The organism is Lysobacter hankyongensis (assembly GCF_039543145.1).
GTDB lineage: Bacteria > Pseudomonadota > Gammaproteobacteria > Xanthomonadales > Xanthomonadaceae > Lysobacter_I > Lysobacter_I hankyongensis.
The window spans coordinates 53,580-69,456 of the sequence record NZ_BAABJE010000005.1 but is presented as its reverse complement, the minus strand read 5'-3'; the positions used below and the strand labels follow the sequence as shown (position 1 = coordinate 69,456).

Below are 15,877 nucleotides of genomic sequence, written 5' to 3'. Positions count from 1 at the left end.
TGTTCCCCGCATGAAAGACCCCCGTCCCGAACCCGCCTCCGGCGACTTTTCCACCACGCCGCTCGGCGATGGGCTGACGCTGTTCGCATGGATGTCGTTGTTGCTCGGGCTCGGCGCCGGTACCGGCGCCCTGTTCGCGCCGGATGCCTGGTACTTGGCGCTGCTCAAGCCGACTTTCAATCCGCCGGCATGGCTGTTCGGTCCGGTCTGGTCCGCGCTGTATCTGATGATGGCGGTGGCGCTGTGGCTGGTGCGCCGCGACCGCGATGCCGACCCCGTGCAGCGTCGTCGCGCAAGCACCCTGTTCGCGGTGCAGTTCGTGCTGAACCTGCTGTGGACGCCGCTGTTCTTCGGCCTGCACAGCCCGGGCCTGGCGTTCGTCGACATCTGCCTGCTGTGGATCGCGCTGCTCACCACCATGCTCGCCTTCGGTCGCGTGCGCCCGCTGGCCGGCTATCTGCTGTTGCCTTATCTGCTCTGGGTCTCGTTCGCGCTGGTCCTGAACGGTACGATCTGGCTGATGAACGCATGACGCGTGCGCGCACGATGCGCGCGCCGCTTTCACCCACCGCTTCCACCCACCGATTCCACGGACACAGGACCGGGCCCGCATGCCGCTGTCGAGCAAGACCCAGTTCCGCAACCGGACCAATACCGGTTTGCTGGCGCTTGCGTTCGTGGTCATCGCGATCACGTCCGTCGTCTCCGTCCGTTCGATCAACGCGCTCCGGGATTCGATCGACTGGATCACGCACACCCTCGCGGTACGCGACGAACTCTCGGCATTGCAGCGCGAACTCGGCCTGATGGAAGCGGACGGCCTGCGCTACATGGTCGGCGGTCTGAAAATGCATCGAGACGGTCTGGAGACGCATCTCGGCAACGTCGGCGAGGGCGTCTTGCGCCTGAAGTCCCTCGCGAGCGACAACGACCACCACCAGAAAGCCCTGTCGTGGCTGCAGGCCGATTACGAGCGATTGCGCGCGCGCGCGCGGCGCTCGGTCGAAATCAAACAGGAAGACATGCGCCGCGGCGACGACCGTGCCGCCATCCGTCGGCTGCGGGACGGTCGCGGCGAGGATATCGTCGACCGCATGCGCAGGACGATCGACGAGATGGCCGAAGAGGAAGGTCGCCTGCTCGCCGAACGCCAGGCCAATCGCGATTCGCTGGTGAAACAGACCAACGCCACCCTGCTGATCGCCAACGGCCTGGCGCTGTTCGCCGGACTGCTCGGTTTCGTGGCGCTGCGGCGCGCGCAGCGCGAGGCCGAGAACGCGCTGATCGTCGAGCTGCGCGCAGCGCAGGCGCGGCGGGCCAGCGACGAGAAGAGCGCGTTTCTCGCCAATATGAGCCACGAGATCCGCACGCCGATGAACGCCATCTTCGGTTTCGCGCAACTCCTCGCCGATCACGTCAACGAGCCCCTGCAGAAAGAGTGGGTGGCGTCGATCCGCAAGAGCGGGCAGATGCTGCTCGCGCTGATCAACGATGTGCTGGACCTGTCCAAGATCGAGGCCGGCAAGCTGCAGCTCAACCCGCAGGGCACCGATGTCGCCGAACTGGTCCTCGAGAGCGCCGGCCTGTTCGAGCCGATGGCCGAGGCCAAGGGCCTGCTGCTGCGCTGCGAGATCGAAAACGCCGAACTGGTGCCGGTGGCGGTGGACGCGCAGCGCCTGCGCCAGATCCTGATGAACCTGCTCAGCAATGCGGTGAAGTACACCGAAGCCGGCGAGGTCGTCGTGCGGGTGACGATGCTGCCGTCGCCGCTCGGCGATGGGCGCGATCTGCGGATTTCGGTGCAGGACAGCGGTACCGGCATCGACCCCGACGAGCAGGCGCGGATCTTCGAACCGTTCTACCAGGCCGACAGTCTCGACGGAAAACCGCGGCAGGGCACGGGCCTCGGACTCAGCATCACCAAGCGGCTGGTCGATCTCATGCACGGCCGCATCCACGTCGCCAGCCGTCCGGGCCAGGGCGCCACGTTCCGCATCGACATTCCGGATCTGCTGCCTGCGGTGCCGACGCCCGCACTGTCCGCCGTCGAGGCCGGCGAGCGGGCCGATTTCGACGTGCTGCCGACGTTGAAGGTCCTCGTGGTCGACGACGTCGAGTGGAATATCGAAGTCGCGAAAGGTTATTTCCAGGGCAGCCGGCACGAGATCGCGGTCGCGCGCGACGGCCTGGAAGCGGTCGCGATGACGCGCATGTTCCGTCCCGATGTGGTGCTGATGGATCTGCGCATGCCGAGCATGAACGGCGATCGCGCGGTCGAGGCCATCCGGGCCGATCCCGTGCTGCGCGATACCCGCGTGATCGCGGTCACCGCGTCGAGTCTCATCGACGAGGATGGCATGCGCCCGCTGCGCTTCGACGGCTACATCCGCAAACCTTATGCGCCGATCGAACTGTTCGGTGCGTTGCGCGCGCTGTTCGGCACGCGCGAGGGCGAGGATGCGACGTCGGCCGCGCCGGCCGCGACGACGATCGTCGATTCCGCGAGCATGGCCGATCGTCGCGACAGGGCGTTGGCGGAATGGCGGACGGTCCGCGCCGCGCCGCTGCAGGCGCTGCGCCAGCGCATGCGCGTCCGCGAGATCGGCGAGTTCTCGAAATTGTTCGATGCGCTGGCGGCCGATATCGGCGATGCCGAGCTCGGCGCCGAAGCGCAGCGACTGCATCTGGCGGTACAACGCTTCGACGTGCATCAGATGAAGACGGTGTTGGACCGGCTGGCCGCGTGGCCCGACGACGACGACCAGCACGCGTCGCAACAAGAAGCGAAGGGAGAGGGCGATGCCCACTAGGTTCCAGTCCCCGGTGGCCTTGCCGGTGGTGATGATGATCGACGACCAGAGCGCCAACCTGCAGGTGGTCGGACAACTGCTGACCCACGCCGATTACGACGTGGTGCCGGTGCTCGACGGTCGCGAGGCGCTGGCGCTGGCCGAGCGCAGCCCGCCGGATCTGGTCCTCCTGGACATGCGAATGCCCGGTCTCGACGGCTTCGCCGTGCTCGAGGGCCTGCATGCGATGCCGCAGACCCGAGACGTGCCGGTGGTGTTCCTCACCGCCGATCACGAGCGCGACAGCTTGGTCCGCGCGTTCTCCGCCGGCGCGGTCGACTACATCACCAAACCTTTCATCGCCGAAGAACTGCTGGCGCGCGTGCGCACCCATCTCGATCTGAAGCGATCGCGCGAGCGGCTGGCGCGCGTCGCCGAAGAGCGCCAGCGCATGGCCGAGATCGTCAGTCACGACCTGCGCAATCATTTCGCCAACATCCTGTTCTCCGCCGACATGCTGCACGAACCCGGTCTGCCCGACGACGCCCGGCAACGCCTGGCGGCCTCGATCCGGGAGTCGGCCGATGCCGGCGTGCTCTTCCTGCAGGCCTTTCTCGATCAGCAGGGCAATCAATCGCAGGGCGTGCAGTTGCTGCCGCTGTCCGCAGCGGGTCTCGCGCGCGGGGCGATCGCGCTGTTGTCGCAGCAGGCCGAGCGCAAGGGCATCGCCTTGCAGTTATCGGTGGAAGAACCGGATCCATGCGTGCTGGCCGAACAGGCCGGTGCCGGGCACGTATTGCAGAACATGCTGTCGAACGCGATCAAGTACGCGCCACCGGGCAGCGAAGTGGCGGTGACGGTCGCGCGACGCGGTCAGTATGGCGCGGTGTCGGTCCACGACCGCGGGCCGGGAATCTCCAGGCAGGACCGCGAGCGCCTGTTCAAACGCTACGTGCGGCTCAGCGCGACGCCTACCGGCGGCGAGAGCAGCACCGGCCTCGGTCTTGCGCTGGCGAAACAGCGCGCACGCACCATGGGCGGCGATCTCTGGTATGAGGACCGCCTCGGCGGCGGTGCGACCTTCGTGTTCGAGTTGACCTTGGCCTGAGCGGCCGCGGCCGGAGGGACCGGCCGGACCGGATCGACATCTCGATCGCCGTGCGACCCGCGGCGAAGCGCCGCGGGCGCGGGCGGCGTCAGACGCTGACTTTTCGGCGGCCGAAGATCAGCGACAGCACGAACAACACCAGGAAGACGAAGAACAGGATCTTCGCGATGCCGGCGGCTGCGCCGGCGATGCCGCCGAAGCCGAGCACGCCGGCGATGAGCGCGACGACCAGAAAGACGAGTGTGTAGTACAGCATGAGATTCTCCTCGGGGGATGGACTGCGGCCCGCGACCGCGGGCACGAAGAGACACCATCAAAACGCGTGCCATCGCGCATCCGGTGGTGAACGGTCGGCAACGCCCGCGTTTTCAGCGACTTGCGGCGGACCTCCGGCGGCCGCGCGCCGTTGCGGCCACGGGTGCGTGGGGTGCGGCCGCCGCATTCTGCACGCGCCCATGCAGCGCGCACGGCCGCAGAAGCCGGGCCGCGTCCTCTTCGCCTTGAAAATCGCGTGGTTAGGAATGGCACGCTATTTGATGGTGTTGGAGTGCCCCCCGCGAGGATCCCGTCATGTCCAACGCACTCATCCGCACATTCCCGAGCCCGCGTTCGTCGCGCCGCCGCCGCCGCAGGCGCGCGCTGCTGGCGATGACCGCCGTCTGGACCCTGCTGTTCGCCTGGGCGCTGTCGTCGGCGCTGTCGGCCATCGACGTGCCGCCGCAGGACCGTCACGCCTCGCTGCTGCCGATCGCGGTCGTGGAGAGCCGGGTCGCCACGGTGGCCGATGCCGGCGTCGGCGATGGCGCGCCCGAAGGCGTGCAGGTCTCGGTCGATACCGAAGGCGCGTTGACGGATGGCCAGCAGATCTCCGAAGCCGCGCTCTACGTCTCGGACCGTTGAACGCGTCGGACCGCGCCCGACCGGTCGCGGCGCTGCGGGCCTGCCTTTTCCCGCCCGGTCCCGATGCCGCGGGACCGGTGCTAAGCTCGCGCCATGACCCGCCTTTCCGACCCCGCCGAGATCGCCCGAGTCGCCCAGCGCCTGACCGAATTGCGCATCGAGCATCGCGATTTGGACCTGGCCATCGAGCGTCTGCACGAGACCATCGCCGCCGACGAACTCGCGGTGAAGCGCCTGAAGAAACGCAAGCTGCAGCTCAAGGACACCATCATCCGGTTGGAGTCGGCATTGATTCCGGACGAACCGGCCTGATCTTTTCCGCTGACTCCATGTCGGCGACGCGATCGGCGGCGTGCGATGCGCGCAGCGAAGGACGGTAGTGTGGATCTGAAAAGCGGGTATCCCTTCTGGGCCGTCAAGAACGGCCTGATGCAGGCCTTTCCGAAAGTGTCGTCCGACATCGCGTGCGACGTGGCGGTGGTCGGGGGCGGCATCACCGGCGCGCTCATCGCGCACGCACTGTCGAGCCACGGGCATGCGGTGGCCGTCGTCGAACAGCGCGACATCGGATGGGGCAGCACGGCCGCGAGCACGGCCCTGCTGCAGTACGAAATCGACACCCACATGATCGACCTGGCGAAGCGCTACGGCGAAGCGCAGGCGGTGGCCGCCTATCGCGCCTGCGCCGATGCGATCCCCGCGCTGCAGGCATTGGCCCGCAAGCTCGGCGATGTCGATTTCGCGCGCATGTCGAGTCTCTATTTCGCCAGCCGTCGCCGCGACGTGGCGGCGATGCGCGAGGAATGCGATCTGCGCCGGCGCCACGGCTTCGACGTGCGCTGGCTGGAACGCGACGCACTCCGCGCCGGGTTCGCGATCGACGCGCCGGGTGCGATCCTCAGCGCGCTGGCGGCGCGGGTCGATCCCTATCGCATGGCCTACCGCCTGCTGGCGGCGGTGTCGAAACGCGGCGGAGCGGTGTACGACCGCACCACGATCGACACGCTGCATCCGACCGCGCGTGGCGTCGACCTGCGCACCACCGAGGGTGTCGGCATTCGCGCCAAACACGTGGTGCTCGCGGCGGGTTACGCCAACCAGCGCTGGCTGCGCGCGCGCGTGGCGAAGAATCGAAGCAGTTATGCCTTCATCACCGATCCCATCGATGCCGATGTCCTCGGCCCGCTGCGCGACACGATGGTGTGGGAATCGGCGCGGCCGTATCTGTATCTGCGCAGCACCGGCGACCGACGCCTGCTGGTCGGCGGCGAAGACGATGCGGTCGACATCCCGTCGCGCCGCGACCGCCGCGTCGAGGGCAAGGCGCGCCGATTGCGGAAGAAGGTCGAAGCGTTGTTTCCGCACCTGCCGATGCAGCCGGCGTTCTCGTGGGCGGGCACGTTCGCCGAAACCGCGGATGGCCTGCCGTTCTTCGGCCCGCATCCGCAGCTCGGGCCGCGGGTGCATTTCGCGATGGCCTACGGCGGCAACGGCATCACCTACTCGATGATCGGGGCGGAGCTCCTGCGCGCGCGGATCGAACGGCGCAAGCATCCCTTGGCGGCATTCTTTTCCTTCGAACGCCTGCGCTGAGCGCGCATCCGACGCCGCGGCCTCAGCCCTGCATCGAGACTTCGGTCAGCGCGATCGTGAAGAATTCGACCTTGCCGCAATCCGGCCTCGTGCAGGTGTAGGCGTCGAAGGCCTGGCGGTCGATCACGCGTTCGCCGAGCGGGCCGTGGATCACCGGCAGCGTCAGCGAGCTCTCGTGCAGGCGCAGACGGCCGAGCGCCTGCATCGCCGCGCCGCAGCGCGCGCAGGCGAGTTCGCGCAATGCGGGGGTTTCGTCGTCGACCAGCAGCGCGTCGCCGTCGACGAAGGTCGCGTCGTGCACGCCGCCGTCCGCGGGCAGGCCGCAGTTCCAGCAGATGCCGAACTCGGAATCGTTGTCTTCGCCGCAGCTGGTGCAGTTCCAGATCGCCATGTCTCGCTCCGATGATCGCGGCAGGATAGCCGCGTCGTCGTCGTCGATTCCGTCCAACCGACACGAACCGCGCCGCGATCCGCCGGAAGGTCGCGCGGCCACGACGGGCGGCCATGCTGCACCGCAACAGCAACCGTATTCATGCCAGTCGCGGAACCCACGGGCTATGCTGCGGCACCACCCGGGGAGGACCGCCCATGCTGCGGATGCAAGAACGCCTGTCGCTGCCGTTCCTGATGCTGCTGAGCCTGCCGTCGACGGCGATGGGTTTCGCGCTGGCGGTGCAGATCTCCGCGCTGAGCTGGCTGCTGTCCACCCAATACGGGTTGAACATCCACGAGATCGGCATCGTCTGGGCCGCGGGTCCGCTGGCGGGCATCCTCGGCCAGGTACTGATCGGCATCATCAGCGACAACGTCTGGCTGTGGGGCGGGCGCCGGCGCCCGTTCATCGTGGTCGGCGGGGTGCTGACCTCGCTGATGCTGCTGGCCCTGCCCTCGATCGGCGCGATCGACAAGGCGCTGGGCCTCGACGCGATCCTCGGCGTCGCGATCACCGTCGCGCTGGCGCTGGATCTGTCGATCAACCTCGGCTTCAACCCGACCCGTTCGCTCATCACCGACGTGACGCCCGAAGGGCCCAAGCGTACCGCCGGCTATACCTGGATGCAGACGGTCTCCGGCACCTTCGGCGTGCTCGCGTACGCCATCGGCGCGATCTGGGGCAATGTCGCGCTGATCTATTTCGGCGCCGGTCTGGCGCTGGTGTTCTCGATCGTGCCGGCGCTGCTGGTGGAAGAGCCGCGGCGATTGGCGCACACCGAAACCGCTGCGTCGACCGAAAAGCTCGGCGTCGGCGCGCTGTTGCTGCTCATGCGGCCGCTGTGGGCGTTCGCGGTGTATGCGCTGATCGCGATGGGCATGAAGCTCGCCGGCGTGAAGGCGCACGGCCTGTGGCTGGAAGCGGTGTTCGGCGTGCTGGCGCTGGCGCTGATCCTGCATGCGCTGACCGAGAAGCAGACGCTGGACGGTCGCGAGGACATCGCCGGCTTCCGCAAGGTGCTGGCGGCGCATGCGATCAGCTGGTTCGGCATGCAGACCCTGTTCGTGTTCATGATCGGCTTCGTGCAGCAGCGTTTTCCGCAACTGGACGACGACGCGACCGGGCAGTTGATGTCCTTCAGTTTCCTGTCGCTCAACGCGGTCGCCGCGGTGGTGCCGGCGCTGGTGCTCAGTCCGCTGGCGCTGCGCTTCCGCGAAGTGCGCGTGCATGCGGCCAGCCTCGCGACGATGGCCGCGGGTTTCGGCTTCGTCTACCTGTTCGGGTACAGCCACGTCGCGGTGTACGTCGGCATGGGCCTGATGGGCCTGGGCTGGGGCGCGATCGTCAGCCTGCCGTTCGCGATCTTCTCGCAGGCCGTTTCGCCGGCGCGGATCGGGCTGTACATGGGCGTGTTCAATCTCAGCGTGGTGCTGCCGCAGCTGGCGGTGAGTCTCGGCGTGGGTTATTTGCTGTCGCAGCTGGAGAACAAGGCGCTGGTGTTCGCGATCGGCGGCGGCTGCATGCTGGTTTCGGCGCTGGCGTGGCTGGCGGTGAAGCAGGGCACGCCGCACGTCCACGGTACCGCGTCGGCCGCAGGCGGCCACTGAGCCGATCGCTGCGGGCCGGCGCGTGCGCGCACGCCCCGACCTGACTACACTTCAGGTCTGCACCGGATCGGACAGCCCCATGGCGCTTCGCAAAACCAAGGCCACCTCGGTCGACATCGCCCACCGTGCGGGCGTGTCGCAGGCCACCGTTTCGCGCGTGCTGCGCGGCAGTCCGCTGGTCAACGCCGAAACCCGCAAACGCGTGCTGGATGCGGTGCAGGAACTCAATTACAAGGTCGACCGCCGCGCGTCGAGTCTGCGCACCCAGCGCGCCGGCACCCTCGCCCTGCTGCTGTTCGAGGATCCGACCGAGGACGAATCGAACATCAACCCGTTCTTCCTGTCGATGCTGGGCTCGATCACCCGCGCCTGCGCGCGCCATCATCACGACCTGCTGGTGTCGTTCCAGCAGCTCTCGGACGATTGGCATGCCGACTACGAAGACAGCATGAAGGCCGACGGCCTGATCCTGCTGGGCTACGGCGATTACGTCGATTACCGTCCGAAACTCGAACGCCTAGTCGAGCAGGGCACGCATTTCGTGCGCTGGGGCGCGGTGTTGCCGGACCAGCCCGGCGTGTCGATCGGCTGCGACAATTTCGCCGGCGGCCGCCTGGTCGGCGAACATCTGATCGGTCTCGGCCGGCGCAGCATCGCCTTCCTCGGCGATGCGTCGAGCCACTATCCGGAATTCCACGCGCGCTACCGCGGCTGCGAACTCGTGCAGCGCGAGGCGGGCATCGCCGAAGAACCGGCGCTGCAGGTCGATGCGCTGAGTTCCGAGGAAGAAGGTTACGAGGCGGCGAAGGCGCTGCTCGGCCGCGGCGTGTTGTTCGACGCGGTGTTCGCGGCCAGCGACCTGATCGCGATCGGCGCGATCCGCGCCCTGCTCGAACACGGTCTGCGCGTGCCCGAGGACGTGGCCGTGGTCGGCTTCGACGACATCGCGATGTCTCGTTTCTGCAATCCGCCGCTGACCACCGTCTATCAGGACACCGCCCACGCCGGTGAGCTGCTGGTCGAGACCCTGCTCAAGCTGGTGAACGGCCATGCCGCGCAGAGCCAGATGCTGCCGGCGAAGCTGGTGGTGCGGCGGTCGAGCGGGGCGTAGGGTCGAGACGCACCGCATCGCAACGCAGGCGAGGATGGCCCGGCTTTTGTGGGAGCGCCGGAAGGCGCGATGAATTCCAGAGAGTATTGATCAGCCATTCGGCTGTTGAAAGCCGGCGCTCCTACAAAAGCATGCGATCTCGATACGTGGATTCCGGATCGCGCTGCGGACAGGCGTGTGGGCAAGTGCGTCGTGTCGGCGTCGCCGCCGTCAATGCGCCTTCGGCTCGCGCACCCGCAGCGTGAGCAGCCCCGAGAGCATCATGCACGTCCCGCCGATGACCAGCGCGTACATCGGCTGATTGCCGAAGAACGTCTTCAGCAGGAAGCCCAGCAGACTGGCCGCGACCAGCTGCGGGATGACGATGAAGAAATTGAAGATGCCCATGTACACGCCCATCTTCTGCGCCGGCACGCTGTCGGACAGCAGCGCGTAGGGCAGCGACAGGATCGAGGCCCAGGCGAAACCCACGCCGACCATCGACAGCAGCAGCCACTGCGGATCGCGGATCACGGTGATCGACAGCAGGCCCAGGCCGCCGAGGCAGACGTTGATCAGATGGGTCCAGCGCAGGCCGAGCCGGCGCGCCATCATCGGGATGAAGATCGCGGCCACCGCGGCAAAGCCGTTCGATGCGGCGAACAGCACGCCGACCCAGTTGGCGCCGGTGTTGTAGGCCGCCGACGTGGTGTCCGAGGTACCGTAGTGCAGCTGGGTGACGGCGCTGGTGGTGTAGATCCACATCGCGAACAGCGCGAACCACGAGAAGAACTGCGCCCACGCGAGCCGGCGCATGTTGTCCGGCAGCGCGTACATGTCCGACACGACCGTCGCGAAGCCGCCGTCCGCGCGGAACACGTTCGCCGCGATCAGGCACAGGCCGTAGGCGGCGAGCATGCCGCCGAGCACATACAGCATCTTGTCGAGCGCGAAGAACGCGACCACGGCGAGGAAGACGGCGCCGGCCGCCAGCCAGATCAGGCCGTGGCCGCGCATGCGCGCCGGATCGATCGCGTGCGCGGACAGCGGCGGCGTTTCGTCGAAGGCGTACAGCTCGTCCGGCGGATACTCGCGGGTGCGCAGCACCGTCCAGCCCATCGCCAGCAGGATCGCCGCGCCGCCGGCGTAGAACGCGTAGCGCACCGTGTCCGGCACCACGCCGTCGGGCGCGGTGTTGGCCACGCCATAGCGTTCCAGCACCCACGGCAGCAGGCCCGCCACCACCGAGCCGACGCCGATGAAGAAGCTCTGCATCGCATAGCCCTTCGCGCGCTGCGACATCGGCAGCTGATCGCCGACGAAGGCGCGGAACGGTTCCATCGAGATGTTCAGCGAGGCGTCCAACACCCACAGCGTGCCGGCGGCGATCCACAGCGCGGACGAGTTCGGCATCACGAACAGCGCGAGCGACGCGAGGATCGCGCCGATCAGGAAATACGGGCGACGCCGGCCGAGGCGGGTCCAGGTGCGGTCTGAGAGATAGCCGATGATCGGCTGCACGATCAGGCCGGTGAGCGGCGCCGCGATCCACAGCCCCGGCAGCGCGTCCATTTCCGCGCCGAGGGTCTGGAAGATGCGGCTGACGTTCGAGTTCTGCAGCATGAAGCCGAACTGGATGCCGAGGAAACCGAAGCACATGTTCCAGATCTGCCAGAACGACAGCTGCGGTTTCTGGTGCGTGGGCGTCGCGTTCGAGGTCATCGTGGGGTCCTGTGGGGCATGACGTGCGCGGCCGCGCATCGTCGCGCGGCTACGATGCCCGTGCGCATCGTGCGCGGCACGTTGCAGTGCAGCATTTCGCGCATGCAAACGTATTCAGATCGTTTCGCGCATCGCCGCGACGTTCGCGGGCGGCGCATGCGTGGCATCGTCGCGCTCCCGACCGGCCGGACGTTCCCGCGCATGATGTGCCCGCGCATGCGGCAGACAGTTTCAGGCGGCGTCCGCCGCCCCGCGTCACATCGGTTTCGCCGCGCAGTGTTTGGCGATGAATTCCTCGTGGGTGGGCATGACCCGCGTGCAGTTGGCGATGACGCCGCGGATGCCGGCCATGTATTCGACGATCTTCTCCTCCGGATACACGTCCACCAGCGCGTGGTAGCCGCGCGGCGTCATCCGCTGGCCGTGCATCACCTGCATCCAGCTGGGTTCGGCGAACAGTTCGCTGCTGTCGCGGAAGATCCGCCCGTTGCTGTTGAACAGCGCCATCTTGCGGGTGAGCGATTCGGGCACGTCCATGGTCCGGCAGTAGTTCCAGAACGGCGTGTCGTCGCGCTCGGTGGCGTGGTAGTGCAGGATCAGGAAGTCGCGGATCTTGTCGAACTCGAAATCGGAGTGGGCGTTGAACTCGTCGATGTCGGTTTCGTCGAAACCCGCGTGCGGGAAGAACGCGGTCAGCCGCGCGATGCTGGACTGGATCAGATGGATGCTGGTCGATTCCAGCGGTTCCATGAAGCCGCTGGCCAGGCCGATGGCGACGACGTTCTTGTTCCAGAACTTCCTGCGCTTGCCGGTGACGAAGCGCAGCACCCGCGGTTCGGCCAGCGCCTCGCCTTCGAGCTTGGCCATCAGCGTCGCGACCGCTTCGTCCTCGCTGATGAAGCGGCTGCTGAAGACGTGGCCGTTGCCGACCCGGTGCTGCAGCGGGATGCGCCACTGCCAGCCGGCGTCGCGCGCGGTGGAGCGCGTGTAGGGCGTGAGCGGCGTGGTGCGCACGCAGGGCACGGCCGCGGCGCGGTCGCAGGGCAGCCAGTGGGTCCAGTCGATATAACCGGTCTTGAGCGTCTGTTCGATCAGCAGGCCGCGGAAGCCGGAGCAGTCGACGAACAGCTGGCCGGGCACGCGCTCGCCGCTCTCCAGCGTGATCGCTTCGATGAAGCCGCTCTCGGGATTCTGCTCCACGCCCATGACCTTGCCTTCCGTGCGCACCACGCCGCGCGCTTCGGCGTAGCGGCGCAGGAAGCGCGCGTAGAGGCCGGCGTCGAAGTGGTAGGCGTAGGCGATGTCCGCCAGCGGCGAGTTCGGCCTGTCGGTCACCGCGCGCATGAACTTGTTGTGGCGCGCGGCGAAGGTGTTGATCGAATAATCGTCCAGCGGCGCGGCCTTGCCGGCCTGGTGCATCTTCAGCCAGTACTGGTAGAACGGCACCAGGCCCAGGTCCTGGCCGATCTTGCCGAAGCCGTGGATGTAGCTGTCGCCGAGCCGGCCCCAGTTCACGAATTCGATGCCGAGCTTGAACGAGCCCATCGTCTCGCGCACGAACTCCGCTTCGTCCAGATCCAGCGCGGTGTTGTAGAGCTTGATCATCGGGATCGTCGCCTCGCCGACGCCGACGGTGCCGATCTCCTCGGATTCCACCAGCCGGATCGAATAGGATCGGCCCAGGACCTTCGACAGCGCCGCGGCGGTCATCCAGCCGGCGGTGCCGCCGCCGACGATGACGATCTGCGAAACGCGTTCTGCGGCAGGCTGGCCGGTGACGGCGTCGGAAGAGGTGCTCATGCAGTGGAGTCCCGTTGAAATGCGCGACAAGTATGCGATCCCTGCCGGCTTCGGTCATCCCGCAACGCAGCGCCCACGCCGCCGGTCGCCTGCATACGTATTCATGCCGTTGCTTGCATTCGCGTTCGCATCGAACGGCGTTCGTGCCGACGACGGCCTGCGCGCGGCCTGCGATCGCACGGCGCACGCGACCGTGCTGCAGGCGGCCGCCGAACCCGCGCGCGAGGCCCGCGCCTACTGGCTGGATCGACGCCTGATCCAGTGGCCGGGCGCCGCGGTCGATGGACGCTTCCGGCTGTACCGCTCCGCGAGCGCCGGCCTGCGCGCCGCCACCGGAGACGTCGTACGCGGCGCGGATGCGCATATCGATCTGGCGTTGGCCAAGGTCGAGATGACCACGGCGTTGGCCGACCGCTTCCGCTTCGTCGGTGACGGCCCGCGTCTGGTGTTGCCCGACGCCGCTGTCGTGCAGGTGCCCGCGCTGCTGCGCGACCAACTCCTGCTGGTGCGCGAGGATGCGCAGGGCCGGATCCTCGATGCGACCGCGCTGCAGCTGCCGGGCGCGCTGGACGATCTGTATGCGGCGGCGGAAGACGCGACCCTGGGCGTGCATCGGCTCGGGCCGCCGCCGGGCGCGGAGGATTTCGCGACCCGCTTCGCGCTGTGGGCGCCGACCGCGCGGTCGGTCGCGGTCTGTCTGGAGGCGGGCACGCGCGCCTGCGACGCGTTCGCCGCGCGGCGCGACGACGCCACCGGCGTGTGGACGCTGGACCTGCCCGGCAGCGCGCACGGTCGCCGCTACGTTTATCTGGTTGATGTTTTCGTGCCCGGCGTCGGCATCGTCCGCAACCGCGTGACCGATCCCTATTCGGTCGGGCTCACCGCCGATTCGAAGGAGAGCGTGGCGCTCGATCTCGATGCGCCGGACACCCGGCCCGCGGGCTGGGCCGACGCATCGCGGCCGCCGCCGCTGGCCGCGAACGTCGACATGAGCGTGTACGAACTGCACGTCCGCGATTTCTCCCGCGACGACGCCAGCGTGCGCGCGCCGTGGCGCGGCAAGTATCTCGCCTTCACCGAGCCGGCCTCCGCGGGCATGCGCCATCTGCGCGCGCTCGGCGCGGCCGGCATCACCGATGTGCATCTGCTGCCGGTCTACGATCTGTCGACGGTGCCGGAACGCGGCTGCATCGAACCGCGGATTCCCGACGCCGCGCCCGACAGCGATGCGCAGCAGGCGGCGATGGCCGCGACCGCGGCGCGCGACTGTTTCAACTGGGGCTACGACCCGTATCACTACAGCACGCCCGAAGGCAGCTATGCGCTCGAACCCGACGGCGTTGCGCGGGTGCGCGAATTCCGCGCGATGGTGCAGGCGCTGCATGCCGCCGGGCTGCGCGTGGGCATGGACGTGGTCTACAACCACACCTTCGCGTCGGGCCAGGACGGGAAATCGGTACTCGACCGGATCGTCCCGGGCTATTACCACCGCCTCGACGCGAGCGGCAAGGTCGAACGCTCCACCTGCTGCGAGAACACCGCGACCGAACACCGGATGATGGCGAAGCTGATGATCGATTCGGCGGCGCTGTGGGCGAAGCACTACCGCATCGATTCCTTCCGTTTCGATCTGATGGGGCACCAGCCGCGCGCGGCGATGGAACGCCTGCAGGTCGCGGTCGACGCCGCCGCCGGTCGCCACGTGCCGCTGCTGGGCGAAGGCTGGAATTTCGGCGAGATCGCCGACGGCGCCCGCTTCGTGCAGGCGTCGCAGCGGTCGCTCAACGGCAGCGGCATCGCCACCTTCAGCGACCGCGCCCGCGATGCCCTGCGCGGCGGCGGATGCTGCGACGGCGGCGAGGGCCTGGTCGCGAACCAGGGCCTGCTCAACGGCCTGCACCACGCGCCGAACGACTTCAACGCGGGCAAGGATCGCCGCGTCGATCTGCTGCGCGCCGCCGATCTGGCACGCATCGGTCTGGCCGGCACCCTGCGCGAGGTCGAACTGCGCGGCGCCGACGGCGTCGTGCGTGCCCTATCGAAGTTCGACTACGCGGGACAGCCCGCCGGCTACGCCAGCCAGCCGGGCGAGGTCGTGAACTACGTCGAGAACCACGACAACATGACCCTGTTCGATCTCAACGCATTGCGGCTGCCGCGCGCGACCTCGCGCGAAGACCGCGCGCGGGTGCAGATGCTCGGCGTCGCCTTCACCGCCTTCAGCCAGGGCGTGGCCTATTACCACGCCGGCATCGACATCCTGCGTTCGAAATCGCTGGACAAGAACAGTTTCGATTCCGGCGACGCCTTCAATCGCCTCGACTGGTCGTACACCGACAACGGTTTCGGCAGGGGGCTGCCGCCGGCGAAGGACAATGCGAAGGACTGGCCCTGGATGCGGCCGGCGCTGGCGGACGCGGGCATCGCGCCGCGGCCCGAAGACATCGCATGGATGCGCGATGCCTTCCGCGACCTGCTGCGGATCCGCGCGAGCTCCACGCTGTTCCGCCTGCGCAGCACCGACGACGTGCGTGCGCGCCTGTCGTTCCGCAACACCGGGCCCGGGCAGAATCCGGCGGTGTTCGCCGCGCATCTCGACGGTACGGGGTATACCGGCGCCGCGTTCCGCGAAGTGCTGTACCTCATCAACGTCTCGCCCGAAGCGCAGACGCTGACGCTGCCCGAAGAGGTCGGCAAGCCCTACGTGCTGCATCCGGTGCAGCGCGCGTCCACGGCCGCCGACGATCGCCCGAAGGCTGCGCGTCACGACCCCGCCAGCGGTCGTTTCATGATCCCCGCGCGCAGTGCGGTGGTCTACGTCGTCGAATGAGTCGC

Annotated in this window: 13 protein-coding genes; 9 read left to right on the top strand and 4 right to left on the bottom strand. The window is 67.9% G+C overall.

The window, feature by feature from the left end; all coding sequences use genetic code 11:
• Nucleotides 1–10: 10 nt before the first annotated feature.
• The 3 genes from ABD974_RS06230 to ABD974_RS06220 all read left to right on the top strand — a co-directional run bounded on the left by ABD974_RS06230 (nucleotide 11) and on the right by ABD974_RS06220 (nucleotide 3,897).
• Complete coding sequence (locus ABD974_RS06230) at nucleotides 11–532, top strand: TspO/MBR family protein (protein WP_345302439.1); 522 nt, start codon at nucleotides 11–13, stop codon at nucleotides 530–532.
• Nucleotides 533–611: 79 nt separating this feature from the next.
• Nucleotides 612–2,810, top strand: a complete 2,199-nt coding sequence (locus ABD974_RS06225; RefSeq protein WP_345302438.1) for an ATP-binding protein — start codon at nucleotides 612–614, stop codon at nucleotides 2,808–2,810.
• On the top strand, nucleotides 2,800–3,897 hold the full coding sequence (locus tag ABD974_RS06220; RefSeq protein WP_345302437.1) for a hybrid sensor histidine kinase/response regulator: 1,098 nt from the start codon (nucleotides 2,800–2,802) through the stop codon (nucleotides 3,895–3,897). Before ABD974_RS06225 ends, ABD974_RS06220 begins: the two co-directional genes overlap by 11 nt.
• An 88-nt stretch (nucleotides 3,898–3,985) precedes the next feature.
• On the opposite strand, the gene ABD974_RS06215 is transcribed toward ABD974_RS06220, so the two are convergent.
• Nucleotides 3,986–4,153 carry a DUF1328 family protein gene (locus ABD974_RS06215; RefSeq protein WP_345302436.1) on the bottom strand — a complete coding sequence of 56 codons (168 nt, stop codon included), beginning with the start codon at nucleotides 4,151–4,153 and terminating at the stop codon, nucleotides 3,986–3,988.
• A 314-nt stretch (nucleotides 4,154–4,467) separates the two neighbouring features.
• On the opposite strand from ABD974_RS06215, the gene ABD974_RS06210 reads away from it, so the two are divergent.
• The 3 genes from ABD974_RS06210 to ABD974_RS06200 all read left to right on the top strand — a co-directional run bounded on the left by ABD974_RS06210 (nucleotide 4,468) and on the right by ABD974_RS06200 (nucleotide 6,390).
• Nucleotides 4,468–4,797, top strand: coding sequence for a hypothetical protein (locus ABD974_RS06210; protein ID WP_345302435.1), 330 nt, complete (start codon nucleotides 4,468–4,470; stop codon nucleotides 4,795–4,797).
• 93 nt (nucleotides 4,798–4,890) lie between these two features.
• Complete coding sequence (locus tag ABD974_RS06205) at nucleotides 4,891–5,109, top strand: YdcH family protein (protein WP_345302434.1); 219 nt, start codon at nucleotides 4,891–4,893, stop codon at nucleotides 5,107–5,109.
• A 69-nt stretch (nucleotides 5,110–5,178) separates the two neighbouring features.
• Nucleotides 5,179–6,390 (top strand): NAD(P)/FAD-dependent oxidoreductase, encoded by a 1,212-nt coding sequence (locus tag ABD974_RS06200; protein ID WP_345302433.1) that lies wholly within the window; start codon nucleotides 5,179–5,181, stop codon nucleotides 6,388–6,390.
• A 22-nt stretch (nucleotides 6,391–6,412) separates the two neighbouring features.
• Here the strand turns inward: ABD974_RS06200 and ABD974_RS06195 are convergent, their stop codons facing one another.
• Nucleotides 6,413–6,781, bottom strand: a complete 369-nt coding sequence (locus tag ABD974_RS06195; protein WP_345302432.1) for a hypothetical protein — start codon at nucleotides 6,779–6,781, stop codon at nucleotides 6,413–6,415.
• Nucleotides 6,782–6,978: 197 nt separating this feature from the next.
• Here ABD974_RS06195 and ABD974_RS06190 point away from each other — a divergent pair, with 197 nt between their 5' ends.
• Together ABD974_RS06190 and ABD974_RS06185 are read left to right on the top strand one after the other, a co-directional pair.
• Nucleotides 6,979–8,430 carry an MFS transporter gene (locus ABD974_RS06190; RefSeq protein ID WP_345302431.1) on the top strand — a complete coding sequence of 484 codons (1,452 nt, stop codon included), beginning with the start codon at nucleotides 6,979–6,981 and terminating at the stop codon, nucleotides 8,428–8,430.
• A gap of 79 nt (nucleotides 8,431–8,509) precedes the next feature.
• A complete protein-coding gene (locus ABD974_RS06185) occupies nucleotides 8,510–9,541 on the top strand; it encodes a LacI family DNA-binding transcriptional regulator (RefSeq protein ID WP_345302430.1) in 1,032 nt (343 codons plus the stop codon).
• Nucleotides 9,542–9,751: 210 nt separating this feature from the next.
• On the opposite strand, the gene ABD974_RS06180 is transcribed toward ABD974_RS06185, so the two are convergent.
• Together ABD974_RS06180 and ABD974_RS06175 are read right to left on the bottom strand one after the other, a co-directional pair.
• Nucleotides 9,752–11,242, bottom strand: a complete 1,491-nt coding sequence (locus ABD974_RS06180; RefSeq protein ID WP_345302429.1) for an MFS transporter — start codon at nucleotides 11,240–11,242, stop codon at nucleotides 9,752–9,754.
• 255 nt (nucleotides 11,243–11,497) lie between these two features.
• The gene (locus ABD974_RS06175; protein WP_345302428.1) at nucleotides 11,498–13,042 is read right to left on the bottom strand and encodes a tryptophan halogenase family protein; all 1,545 of its coding nucleotides are present in this window, start codon (nucleotides 13,040–13,042) and stop codon (nucleotides 11,498–11,500) included.
• Nucleotides 13,043–13,145: 103 nt separating this feature from the next.
• Between ABD974_RS06175 and ABD974_RS06170 the strand changes: the two genes are divergently transcribed.
• The gene (locus ABD974_RS06170) at nucleotides 13,146–15,872 is read left to right on the top strand and encodes an alpha-1,6-glucosidase domain-containing protein (protein WP_345302427.1); all 2,727 of its coding nucleotides are present in this window, start codon (nucleotides 13,146–13,148) and stop codon (nucleotides 15,870–15,872) included.
• Nucleotides 15,873–15,877 lie beyond the last annotated feature (5 nt).